At 42.5% G+C, this 12,211-nt stretch carries 13 protein-coding genes and 1 rRNA gene; 5 read left to right on the forward strand and 9 right to left on the reverse strand.

Annotated elements, in window-relative coordinates; translation table 11 throughout:
• From GVV58_RS15545 to ftsY, 5 genes are all read right to left on the reverse strand, one after another.
• Nucleotides 1-64 (reverse strand): 16S ribosomal RNA (locus GVV58_RS15545); the annotation flags it as partial.
• A 476-nt stretch (nucleotides 65-540) separates the two neighbouring features.
• Complete coding sequence (locus tag GVV58_RS13615; RefSeq protein WP_005170671.1) at nucleotides 541-1,194, reverse strand: DUF2057 domain-containing protein; 654 nt, start codon at nucleotides 1,192-1,194, stop codon at nucleotides 541-543.
• A 199-nt stretch (nucleotides 1,195-1,393) separates the two neighbouring features.
• Nucleotides 1,394-1,987, reverse strand: a complete 594-nt coding sequence (locus GVV58_RS13620) for a nitroreductase family protein (protein WP_005097059.1) — start codon at nucleotides 1,985-1,987, stop codon at nucleotides 1,394-1,396.
• Between the two features lie 191 nt (nucleotides 1,988-2,178).
• Nucleotides 2,179-2,868 carry a nitroreductase family protein gene (locus GVV58_RS13625; RefSeq protein ID WP_005097060.1) on the reverse strand — a complete coding sequence of 230 codons (690 nt, stop codon included), beginning with the start codon at nucleotides 2,866-2,868 and terminating at the stop codon, nucleotides 2,179-2,181.
• 173 nt (nucleotides 2,869-3,041) lie between these two features.
• The gene (gene ftsY / locus GVV58_RS13630; RefSeq protein ID WP_005097061.1) at nucleotides 3,042-4,148 is read right to left on the reverse strand and encodes a signal recognition particle-docking protein FtsY; all 1,107 of its coding nucleotides are present in this window, start codon (nucleotides 4,146-4,148) and stop codon (nucleotides 3,042-3,044) included.
• Between the two features lie 178 nt (nucleotides 4,149-4,326).
• On the opposite strand from ftsY, the gene GVV58_RS13635 reads away from it, so the two are divergent.
• Together GVV58_RS13635 and GVV58_RS13640 are read left to right on the forward strand one after the other, a co-directional pair.
• Nucleotides 4,327-5,721, forward strand: a complete 1,395-nt coding sequence (locus GVV58_RS13635) for a pitrilysin family protein (protein ID WP_159516754.1) — start codon at nucleotides 4,327-4,329, stop codon at nucleotides 5,719-5,721.
• Between the two features lie 11 nt (nucleotides 5,722-5,732).
• Nucleotides 5,733-7,310 (forward strand): pitrilysin family protein, encoded by a 1,578-nt coding sequence (locus tag GVV58_RS13640; RefSeq protein WP_159516755.1) that lies wholly within the window; start codon nucleotides 5,733-5,735, stop codon nucleotides 7,308-7,310.
• Here the strand turns inward: GVV58_RS13640 and GVV58_RS13645 are convergent.
• Complete coding sequence (locus GVV58_RS13645; protein ID WP_005097067.1) at nucleotides 7,234-7,557, reverse strand: hypothetical protein; 324 nt, start codon at nucleotides 7,555-7,557, stop codon at nucleotides 7,234-7,236. The genes GVV58_RS13640 and GVV58_RS13645 overlap by 77 nt on opposite strands.
• A 97-nt stretch (nucleotides 7,558-7,654) precedes the next feature.
• Complete coding sequence (locus GVV58_RS13650; RefSeq protein WP_035337940.1) at nucleotides 7,655-8,014, reverse strand: hypothetical protein; 360 nt, start codon at nucleotides 8,012-8,014, stop codon at nucleotides 7,655-7,657.
• A 224-nt stretch (nucleotides 8,015-8,238) separates the two neighbouring features.
• On the opposite strand from GVV58_RS13650, the gene GVV58_RS13655 reads away from it, so the two are divergent.
• From GVV58_RS13655 to GVV58_RS13665, 3 genes are all read left to right on the forward strand, one after another.
• The gene (locus GVV58_RS13655) at nucleotides 8,239-8,472 is read left to right on the forward strand and encodes a hypothetical protein (RefSeq protein WP_005097069.1); all 234 of its coding nucleotides are present in this window, start codon (nucleotides 8,239-8,241) and stop codon (nucleotides 8,470-8,472) included.
• A 152-nt stretch (nucleotides 8,473-8,624) separates the two neighbouring features.
• Nucleotides 8,625-9,005 carry a DUF2750 domain-containing protein gene (locus GVV58_RS13660; protein WP_005097070.1) on the forward strand — a complete coding sequence of 127 codons (381 nt, stop codon included), beginning with the start codon at nucleotides 8,625-8,627 and terminating at the stop codon, nucleotides 9,003-9,005.
• Between the two features lie 104 nt (nucleotides 9,006-9,109).
• Nucleotides 9,110-9,541 (forward strand): CBS domain-containing protein, encoded by a 432-nt coding sequence (locus GVV58_RS13665; protein ID WP_005097071.1) that lies wholly within the window; start codon nucleotides 9,110-9,112, stop codon nucleotides 9,539-9,541.
• A 156-nt stretch (nucleotides 9,542-9,697) separates the two neighbouring features.
• On the opposite strand, the gene trpB is transcribed toward GVV58_RS13665, so the two are convergent.
• Entirely contained in the window at nucleotides 9,698-10,906 is a 1,209-nt protein-coding gene (gene trpB / locus GVV58_RS13670; RefSeq protein ID WP_005097072.1) for a tryptophan synthase subunit beta, read from the reverse strand.
• Between the two features lie 108 nt (nucleotides 10,907-11,014).
• Nucleotides 11,015-12,202: a VWA domain-containing protein gene (locus tag GVV58_RS13675; protein WP_159516756.1), complete on the reverse strand. Its 1,188-nt coding sequence runs from the start codon at nucleotides 12,200-12,202 to the stop codon at nucleotides 11,015-11,017.
• Between the last annotated feature and the right edge of the window lie 9 nt (nucleotides 12,203-12,211).

Genomic DNA, 12,211 nt, shown 5'->3' on the forward strand with positions numbered 1-12,211 from the left:
CGACTTGCATGTGTTAAGCCTGCCGCCAGCGTTCAATCTGAGCCATGATCAAACTCTTCAGTTTAAAATCAGTAGTACCTTAAAGGGTACCAATCTTGGCTCATCAATTTTCTGACAAATATTTCTCAAATAAACTTCGAGTCATTTCTACCATCAATCAATGAAAATAATTTCGATCAATCAACCAGTAAAAATCCACACAAGTTGTTCTTCATAATCTCTTAATGATCTTCTTGCTCTTCGTCAGAAACAAGCTACCAGGCAACTCACACAACAACCTAACTTAATCAGCTAAGTTCGTTTTGCTGTATCGCCTTGATGCAGCGTATTCTATACACTTTAGGAACAAGCGCAAGGGCTTTTCTCAAAAAGATTCAAAAAAGTGACTTGTACGTTTATTTTTTAATCTAAAATGTTATTTTTAGCCTTTTCTGAGAGATTTTCCAGATTTTTTGCATTAAAAGTATAACCAAATATAAATCTCTGCACTCTACCTATTAAAAAAGCATCAATACCATTTGATCCTTCATACTTTATCTTTTAATTCGTCTGTTCAGCCAACCAAGTCATAAATTTTTGACGTTCAGCTTTGGAGGCCTTTTGCCATAATTGAATGAGTTGTTGATCATTCTGCCCGACGAATTGAGTTTGAGGAGTGGCGACCGTAGCTACACTAGCTGCCTGAGCATATACAGGTGCTGGTTGATTAAGTGATGTTGCTGACTTGCTACTCATCTCGACTGTTTTGGTCAATACATTATTTGCAAACCATGTTCTCGCTGCATCTTTAGCGCCCGCTTGCTGAACAAGCAGCTGATTTTTTGCATCATATAAGCCAATGATGGGCTGATCCTGGTACTTTTTAGCTTCGTCAAAATTCTGAGGTGCATTAATTAACGCTAAACGATAGGTTTCACCATCTTTAAGCTCTGGAGTTTTTACAGTAAGCACTCCCGACTTTAAAATGTCATGTGAATTATCAGAGTGCTGAAAAAACTCATTATAGCGGACGCTGATATTATTCATTCCAGCATCCAGTTTATAAGTTGAATTAGAACGTAATAGACTTGATTTTATTTCCTGATTATTTACCGCAACAATCTTAATTTCTTCAGGTACCGTAATAGTCACCGTTGAAAAAACCGAAGTACTAAACAACAGTGCCGCTACAGTTGTCGCAATACGAAAATCCATATCATCTACTCATTTCAAGTTAATTATTAAAGTTGAGCTGCACTATGCCGCGTTGAAATGACAATTTTATGACAAAAACTTCTCTTATTTCACCTGAACTTTTAGCATTTATTTGACTAGCAATTTTAAATTATCTGCTATTAGCCAGTACAAATAAAAAAAGAAGCACAAAAGCACTTCTTTTTAGCTGAAACCCGATTTATGCAAAGGTTTTAAAACGCTCCGCATCATCCATAAAGGTTTTTTCGCCTGCAGGTGCTTCAATAGAACCAAAGACCAATTGCGCGCGAAGCTTCCAGTGCGATGGGACTTCAAAAGTTTGTGCAACTTCTTCATCAATAATTGGATTGTAATGCTGCAACGAGGCACCGATATTTTTCTCTGCCAAAGCTGTCCAGGTTGCAAACTGCGCAATGGCTGAAGAATGCTCTGACCAGACCGGGAAGTTATCGGCATAGAGTGCAAACTGTTCTTGCATCGATTTCACCACATTCTGGTCTTCATAAAACAATGCGGTGCCATAACCTGCTGCAAAACCATTAATTTTATTATTGGTTGCTTCAAATGCATCTGTCGAAACAAGATCACGCAAGGTTTCACGCACAATATGCCAGAAAGTATCATGTGATTGACCAAATAAAATTACCACACGAGAAGTTTGCGAGTTAAAAGATGATGGGCTGTGTTTAACTGCATCTTTAATGAGATTTTCAATTTCAGCCTGCTCCAGGCTCACATTTTTCCCAATGGTATAAATGCTTCGGCGCTGTTTGATTTGATCTAAAAATGCCATAAATTCACCTCTATGTATTTTGATTATTAAAAGCTGATAAAGTCATACTACGTGTTTTGAGCACTTAAAACAGGTGCATTCCCATAACAATGTGTTTTATTTATAGAACAATCAGACTTAGATCTGAATAGAATATTTGTATTAGATTTCATTCGCAGCATCCATGCTGCTATACCGTCCTTCATCGGTTTTTAACCCAATACTTTAAAAAAGTGCTGATCTTGCTGTTCTAATTTTTCTTTTGCTGCCTGCTCAATCGAGCCAAAGCAAAGTTGGGCACGTAACAACCAGCTCTTTTCAATGTCAAAATGCTCGGCGACTAAAGTGTCGATCTGCGGATTATAATGCTGTAAAGATGCACCTAAACCCGAATCTGCCAATGCAGTCCACACGGCAAATTGCGCCATTCCTGATGTCTGTTCAGACCAGATCGGGAAATCTTCTGCATTGAGCGGCATTTTCTTTTGTAGTTGCTGAATCACGGCTTGATCTTCGTAAAATAAAATCGTGCCATATGCCGCGGCACACTGATTTAACTTGATCTCTGCACCTTCGTAAATATGTGTGGGCACATGCTGGCGCTGAACCTGTTTGACAAGTTCCCAAAACTTATAATGAGAATCCGCAAATAACACTACAATCCGCGTACTTTGGGAATTATAGGCTGAAGGACAACTGCGAACTGCTGCCTGAAGCATTTCACTCAGATACGCCTGACTATAATGTACCCGCTTGCCAAGTTCATAAATACTACGGCGCTTTTTCAACTGATCAACAAAAGTCAGTTTCAAATCATCATCAGGTTTGTTTTTTTTCGAAAATTTAAAGTCCTTGGTTATATCACTTGTTAATACCTGACCAATTTTATTTAGCAATGCCATTTCTTCCCCCCACAAAACCCAGCTAAAACAGCTCGAATAATCCCATACAAGTATAATGGCTTTATTACGGTAGATAGATCTGGTTCATATTTTCTAGCTGATTTTTAAAGCATTCAAACCCCTCAAAAACAACAAACTCCGCACTTAGCGGAGTTTGTGTGAATTATCACGCATTATTTATTTTCAGTTTCAAACAATGCAGCAACAAAAGATTTGGCAGAGAAAGGACGCAAGTCATCAATTTTCTCACCCACACCAATAAAGCGAATCGGCACATGAGTACGACTGGCAATATTAAACAGTACGCCACCTTTAGCAGTCCCATCGAGCTTGGTAATGGTCAAACCGGTTAGGCCTACCGCCTCATCAAACATTTCGACCTGGTTAATGGCATTCTGACCTGTTCCGGCATCGACAACCAACATCACTTCATGTGGTGCAGTCGCATCAATTTTCTGCATGACACGTTTTACTTTGGTCAACTCTTGCATCAAATGACCTTTGTTATGCAAACGACCAGCTGTATCAGCAATTAATACATCTACGCCTTTGGCACGCGCACTTTCAAAAGCATCGAAAATCACTGAAGCCGAGTCTGCACCATTGCCTTGAGCCACGACCGCAATATTATTACGCTCACCCCAGATCTGTAGCTGCTCCGTTGCAGCTGCACGGAAAGTATCACCTGCCGCCAGCATGACCGTCTTGCCTTCACCTTGCAGACGTTTGGCCAGTTTGCCAATCGTGGTGGTTTTACCTACACCATTTACACCGACCACTAAAATCACATAAGGCGATTTATTCGGATCAATGTGTAGCGGTTTTACCCGGGGTGCCAATAAAGCCACCAGTTCTTCCTGAAGCGCCTTATACAGTGAATGCGAGTAGATCAAGTCACCACGTTCGGTACGCTCGGTCAGGTTAGCAATGATGGTCTTGGTGGCTTCCACACCAATATCGGCCACCAGCAGCTGCTCTTCGACTTCTTCTAATAATTCATCATCAATTTCTTTACCACCGATCAGGATATTGACCATCCCATCGGCAAGGTTTTTACGGGTTTTGGTTAAACCCTCTTTCATACGGCTAAAGAAGCCACCTTTCGCCGCAGAATCTTCATTTTCAGTTTCTGTTACGACAGGTGCAGAAACTACAGCTGCTTCGCTTGGCGTTTCTACGATAGGCACATTGACCGCAGGTAAGCTCGGTAATGTGACATCATCATCTCCGATATCAGCATCAATCAAAAATTTGTTTTGCCCATTAGATTGCTGTTGCATGCCGAATCCTTGAAAAGCATTGCGTTAAAAACCCAGATTCTACCATAACTTGCCTGCTTTGCAGCTAGCAATGCAAATGCTGGACAAACATACCAAAAAGCTACAGCTCTTGGTTGCTTTCATCTCCGCATTTATTAAAAATAACCCTAAATACAAATGCCTATTTTTGGGAGATCTAGTGTCCGCCACCTTTTTGACTGTCTCCTCTTTTTCCAGAATGATTAAACAAACACTTTATCCACTTGGTGCCTTATTGCTGGGATTAAGTATTAATCAGGCCCAAGCCCAGACTCGCAGTGAATTATCACGCACCACTTTTGAAACGACTTTAAGTAATGGATTAAAAGTCATTATTCGGGAAGACCATCGTGCGCCCATGGTGATGACCCAGATCTGGTATAAAGTCGGCAGCAGTGATGAATCTGGCAATATTCTGGGGGTATCGCATGCACTTGAACATATGATGTTCAAAGGTACGCATAAAGTTCCAAATGACGAATTTACCCGTCTGAGCCGGATTTATGGCGGCAGCATCAACGCCGCCACCTTTACCAATTACACCAATTATTATCAGCTCTATCCTAAAGCCTATTTCCCCATGGCACTGGAACTTGAATCTGACCGCATGAGCAATTTATTACTGCGGCAGCAGGACTTTGCGCCAGAAATTAAAGTGGTGATGGAAGAACGGCGCCAGCGTACCGATGACAACCCGCGCGCTCAGGCCTTTGAACGCTTTAAATGGATCAGTTATCCGACCAGCCATTATCGCCAACCGGTGATTGGACATATGAAAACTCTAAATAATATTCAGTTAAATGATATCAAAAAATGGTATCGGGACTGGTATAGCCCCAATAATGCCATTCTGGTAATTGTTGGAAATGTGGAATCGGAAGCGGCTTTAGCGCAAGTGCAAAAATATTTTGGAGATATCCCTGCGCGTCCAACACCGCCACGTAATGATGTGCTGGAGTTTGAGCGCTTAGGCTATCGGCATATGGAAATTAACAGCAATGTTCAGGTGCCCAATCTGTACATGACCTGGAATGTGAAATCCCTCGGCACTGCCAAAAACCCACAAGATGCGTATGCCTTGACCATTATTCGTAGCCTTTTGGACAGCGGCATTTCTTCACGCCTGCAAGACCGTCTGGTGCGTGATCGTAAAATTCTGACCTCTGTCAGCGCTTCTTATGATCCTTATAATCGTGGTGACAGCCTGTTTGGCATTTCTGCCTTACCTGCGCCAGGCGTATCTTTGCAAGAGTCACAACAAGCGATTCAGGATGAAGTGGATTTACTCAAAACCACCGCCATGACCCAACAGGAAGTAGATCGTATCAGCACCCGCTTTATCTCCAGTTTGATTTATAGTCAGGATGATATTGCCGGCCAGGCCAAAATGATTGGCAATCTGGAAGTCAATGGACTGAGTTATCGGCTGATGGATGAACTACCCAAGCATTTTGAAAGTGTCAGCGTTCAGGATATCCAGCGTGTCGCCAATGCCTATTTTGTCCGAGACAATCTCAGCACACTTTATCTCTCACCTGAACAAAAAGCCCAATAATGGGGATTGCAATGCGTCATCATCTTCGCCCTTTTTTACTTATTTTTATTTTAAGTTTTGCTTCTGCTGTTCATGCAGAAAATTATCTGGACCCTCAACCCGATCAAAACGATAATCCGAGTCAGTTACAGTCTATCCCTCTGTTGCAAAGCCTGAAAAATCTCAATCCGCAGCGTGAATTTCAGGCACCGTATATTCACGACCTGAACAATCGCTATCAGGTACGTACGCTATTTGTTGAAACCCAAGATCTTCCAATGGTGGATATCCAGCTGACCTTTAATGCCGGCTCGGCGCGTGATCAGGAAATTACTAAAGGACTCTATGGCCTGTCCAGTATGGCAGCCAGGCTGATGCGTGAAGGCACAGACAGATATAGTGCGAATCAGGTGGCGGCAATTTTTGACCAAGCCGGCGCACAATTTAGCGTACAGGCCTATCGAGACATGTTTGTGGTTCGGCTGCGTACGCTTTCAGATCCAAATAAATTGGAACCGGCACTCGGAATGATGATGGAAGTTCTAAAGAATGCGTCATTTAAACCCGCCAGTATTAATCTGGCTTTAAGCAATACCCAAGTGGGACAAAAGCAATTACAGGAAAATCCAAGCCGGCTGATGGATATTCGTTTTTATCGTACTCTATATGGTCAGCATCCTTATGCAGAACCAATCAGTGGCACCCAAGGCAGTACCAAGAAAATTAATGCCGAATTATTAAAACAATTCCGTGATCAGTTTCTGGTGGCGCAAAATATGAATATTGCTATTACCGGTAAACTCAGCCCCAAACAGGCGCTGGAACTGTCAGAACGGATTGCCGGCAATTTAACTCAAGGTCAAAAAGCAGCTGCATTACCACAGCCTGAAATTAAATCTGGTTTTGAAGTGGTGCATTTACCCTATAACTCGTCTCAGGCGCATATCACTTTTGGACATATAGGGCCATCACGCTTTACTGAAGACCGACTGGCCCTAGAAGTCGCCAACCGCATGTTTGGCGGGAGTGGATTTAATGCGGTACTCATGCAGGAACTGCGGGTCAAACGTGGTTTTAGCTACGGCGCTTATAGCTCATTCAGCTTTAGTCAGGCACCCGGAGTATTCAGCTTTAAATATTCTACACGGCAGGATCAGCTACTAGAGAGTATTCAGATTGCACATCAGGCATTTATCAATTTTGTCAGCCAACCGATTGACACTCAACGTCTGGAAGAAACCAAAGCAGGCATGCTGCGCGCCTTCCCTAACAATTACAGCAGCAATGCCACCATTAATGCCCAGTTAGGCAATATGGGCTTTTATAGTGAGCAAAATGATTATTTATCCAGTTATCCGGAACGTCTAGCCAGAATTAGCGCAAAGGATGTGCAAAATGCAATACGCAAACATTTACATCCAGACCGCCTAACGCTGGTCGTGGTCAATAAAGAACTGGATAAAGATGCCTTGAAAATGCGTTTGGAGCAGAATTTAATGGATGCCAATTTCAATTTGCCAGCAAACCCTGTGCCTAAGGCATCTCCACCGAGAGCGGTGGCAGCTGACGCGCCCGCAGAGACTCCTGCTGATAGGCCTGCATCAATTTAAGATACTGCCCACGACGGATATGCTGCTGCTCTAATAGAGCCAGTGCCAGATCCTGAGTTTGGGGCAAATTCTGCTGTTCAGAAAGTTGCCGAATCTGAGTGATTTGAGAGATGCTAAGCGGACGATAGAGAGCCAATGCGGCTAAAAATAAAATTACCACAACCATAAAAATGACAACAATATTATAAATCTGTTCCAGCTTGATTCTGCTGAACCATTGAATTAACTTTTCTGTATCTATAGACATACACTACCTCAAGTTAAAGGTAGTGTATGGTTAGGCTTATATAAGTTCAAGTCAGTAGCGCCATATTTAGCAGGGCTAAAATCCACGACTCTGCGGATTAGCTCATCATTCTGCTCAGAATAGTGGAATAGAGCACCAATGCTACAATCACCAATACCAGTGCAACAGCAAATTTACTTAACCCCGCTTCTGCTTCAGGGGGATGCAGGCGATCTTCATCTGCAATTCGAACCAACTCGCCATTATAGAGTTTATAGAACTGCTCACGCTGATTGACGTCCAGAGCACGGGTAAAGTCATACACCTCTTTACGTTGTGCCAGTCCATAATTACCTAGATGCGTATATTTACTAAATATAGCGTCATCCAGTTTCTTGCGATGCAAATGTGCAAGTTCAAGGATTTGCCCAGCAGTTGGTGGCATATCAAAATTTACACCATCTAAAGTTCTTGTCATCATGGCTTTCTCCTTATTGTTTGATCTCTATTTACAATTTATCTTAATAATATTTATAAGTGTGTATAGTTTAGTCATGTAAACTATAACTAAAGTAAACGAATAAAATCGAATAGTTGACTTTTCCATTATTTTGTAATATTAGTTTAACAATACTAAGTTATATTTGTATTTAGACTGATTAGTCTGTCCTGTAATCATAATTAAAATTAAGGAGTTTTTATATGATACAACAACTCTCTCAACACGATCTGGAACATCTGTATGCAGATGCCGTGAATACCATCCAATCCCAAATGAACTTTGTGGATGCGGTAAAACAGCTTGAAGATGCAGCTCGTGCAGGTCATGGTAAAGCAGCGCTTTTTTTAGCAGAACTTTATTATCAAGGTTTCCGTGTAGAACGGGATTCACTCAAAGCGCAGTACTGGCAGAACATGGCCACCCTGCAAGCATAATGAAACGTCACCTAGGTGGCGTTTTTTTCAGCCCTTTTTTTCGATAAATAGCAATAAATACATATTTTCTTACCAATCCTTGCAAAGCTGAAACAGTAATTACTTATAAAGTTCCTAGAATAAGGTCTGACATCCAATAGCACTTTATTCTAATGAAACCACGAAAAATTATTCAAATTGATCCGATCTGTAAAGAATCCCTTTTCAAGATCACCATGCTGAAATCTTTAAGGAATTGTGGCGAGCTATGGGGCGCATATCATAAAGGCTGGGCAATGATGCGTGATCAGGAAGACTGTATTTTCCCGTTTTGGCTAAATCCTCTCGATGCCAAAAATTATGCCCAGCAACATTGGCCTGATTATGCTCCGCGTAAAATCAATTCTGAAGATTTTGAAAATGCATTATTGCCGACCTTGTCGCGCCTGAATGTCACCCCAGCCCTGTGCAATACCAATGGCACCAGACTTAAACTGAGCACTGCACAGATGCGTCACCTATTTTTTTCACAACAAAGACTGCACATTGCGTAAATAACATGCTATTTATAAAGACTAAAACCTAAACACTTAGAGATGTTCAGGTTGAAGGCATACTCTAGGATTAATAATAAATTGACCAGTAAGGATGATGAAGCATGACCAATGTGGCACAGGTGCTGAATGAAAAAATGCATCAAGCTATTTATACCATCCGTCCAGATTCTACTGTTTTAGAGGCCATCACCTTGATGGCTGATAAAGGAATCGGGGCACTTGTGGTAACGCATGAAGATAACGTGGTAGGGATTTTGTCGGAGCGGGATTACACCCGTAAAATCGCCCTGATGCAAAGAACCTCTTTCGATACCACAGTCAATGAAATCATGACCTCTAAAGTGATTACCGTAAATACCTCGACGACTGTAGAAGACTGTTTAGCCTTAATGACTGAGCGCCATCTACGGCATCTGCCAGTGGTAGAAGATGAAAAACTGCTTGGTCTGATTTCAATCGGAGATTTGGTCAAAGCAGCAATGGATGACCAACGCAAACTGATTGATCAATTACAGCAATATATTTCAGGTTAAAAGCAGTTTAGTGTTTTTAAAAGATCTGAAACATGGCAAAAATCAAGTTTAAAAGGCCCTTAATTTAAATAATAAAGTCATGACAAAGACGCAGATTTCACCTATAAAAAATCCCGGTACATGACCGGGATTTTTATATCAATATTGTCAGCGAACTTAATTTAAACCCAGTTTCTCTGCCACATAATCTGAGTCTTTATCACCACGCCCAGAAAGATTGACCACGATTTTGACTTCTTTTGGCAACTTACCCGCCTCACGAATCGCCCAAGCGACTGCATGTGAACTTTCTAATGCCGGCACAATACCTTCGACACGTGACAAGGTCATGAAAGCATCCAGACATTCCTGATCGGTCGCTGTGGTGTATTCAACCCGACCTAAGTCTTTAAGCAAACTATGCTGCGGACCCACCCCAGGATAATCCAGACCTGATGCGATCGAATGAACCGGCAAAGGTTCGCCCTGTTCATCTTCCAGAACATAACAGGCCATACCATGTAATTGACTTGGTTTACCCAAAGTTAAAGTCGCCGAATGCATATCGGTGTCCAAACCATGACCTGCCGGCTCTACACCGACCAATTTCACATCTAGTTCATTCAAAAATGCCGTGAATGCCCCCACTGCATTTGAACCACCACCCACACAGGCAACGACATAGTCAGGATTTGCACCAAAACGCTCATTGGTTTGAACCTTGATTTCATCACCAATAATGGACTGGAAATCACGCACCATCATTGGAAATGGATGTGGACCGACCACTGAACCAATCGCATAGATAAAGTTTTTTGGATCTTTTAAATATTCTTCGAAGGCACTGTCAACTGCATCTTTCAACGTTGCCGTTCCACGCGTAACGGAAATCAGCTTAGCACCCAGAATCTTCATTTTCACGACATTTGGATGTTCTTTTTCGATATCCACCTGGCCCATATGAATTTCACAGGGAATACCAACCAAGGCACAGGCCGTTGCCAATGCTACTCCATGCTGCCCCGCACCCGTTTCTGCAATGACTTTGGTTTTGCCCATGTATTTGGCCAGCAAAGCTTCACCGAGACAGTGATTGATCTTGTGTGCACCGGTATGGTTCAGATCTTCACGTTTTAAGTAAATCTGTGCGCCGCCCAATTTTTCAGACAGACGTTTGGCATGAAATAGTGGACTCGGGCGACCGACATAGTGGGCAAACAAGTCTTTCAGCTCGTTTTGAAATTCCGGAGTATGGCGAATTTCCTGATATGCAACATTAATATCATCCATCGCCTGTTTAAGATCAGGCGGAATGAACTGACCGCCATAATTACCAAAGAAACCTGCTTCATTCGGTAATGCAATACCATTAATTTGATGATCCATAGCGATCCCTGAAAACTGGATTTAAAATAGAAATTGTGACTTCATCTTAAAGCGATTTTCATTAAAGCACTAATAACAATAGATAAAGTCACTGATAGAAAAATGGAATTAACGTGCCAAATATTTGGTCATATCCTCTATGCCTTTTAAGGTCATTGGAAACATATGGTTCTCAAAGATTTGCTTAATCAAACCAATGCTATGCGTGTAATGCCAATAATTTTCTTCTTCGGGATTGAGCCATGCGGTTTTATCAAAATGCTGACGTAGACGCTGCAACCAGACCTGTCCTGCTTCATCATTCATATATTCAACCGAACCACCGACCGAGGTGATTTCATAAGGCGCCATACTGGCATCACCAACCACAATCACCCGGTAATCACGGCCATAGGTATTGAATAAATCCCAGGTATTCATGCGCGAGCTGGAACGGCGGATATTGTCTTTCCAGACATAGTCATACAGGCAGTTATGGAAATAAAAATAGTCCAGGGTTTTAAATTCGGTTTTGGCTGCGCTAAACAGCTTTTCACACTGGGCAATATGCGAGTCCATCGAACCGCCGACATCAAACAGCATCAAGACTTTAATGCGGTTACGGCGTTCAGGCACCAGCTGTACGTCTAAAATACCCTGCTTGGCGGTTTCACGAATCGTGCCATCGATATCCAGCTCTTCGGCTGCTCCTTGACGCGCGAATTTACGCAAACGGCGCAGTGCCATTTGCATCTGGCGACTTCCCAGAATCTGCTCATCATCGAGGTTGCGATATTGACGCTGCTCCCAGACTTTTACCGCAGAGCGTTTCCGTCCCGGCCCACCAATACGCACCCCTTCCGGATGATCGCCATAAGCACCGAAAGGCGAAGTGCCGCCGGTACCAATCATCTTGTTGCCACCCTGATGTTTTTTATGCTGTTCGCGCAAGCGCTCTTCCAGCATTTTCATCAGTTCTTCTAATGATCCGGCTTTTTTCAGCTCTTCGCGCTGTTCAGGAGTCAAATGCTTTTCAAGCAGTTCAAGATCGAACCAGTCTTTGGGCAGCTTATGCACCTGATTCAGCAGTTCATCAATATCAAAGGTCGCGATACCATCAAAATAGTCTTTCATGGCGCGATCGAATTTGTCGAAATAGCGCTCATCCTTAACCATTACAGTTTTGGCCAGCTGATAGAACTCATCCTGATCGGCAAAGACCAGTCCAGCCGCAACCGCCTGATTCAAATCGATCAGCTCACGGGTTGAGACCGGTACGCCGTATTTGCGTAAGGTATAAAACAGTCGCACAAACATGCGTGTTTC

This window comes from Acinetobacter sp. 18QD2AZ41W (assembly GCF_009829025.1).
Classification (GTDB): Bacteria; Pseudomonadota; Gammaproteobacteria; order Pseudomonadales; family Moraxellaceae; genus Acinetobacter; species Acinetobacter pseudolwoffii.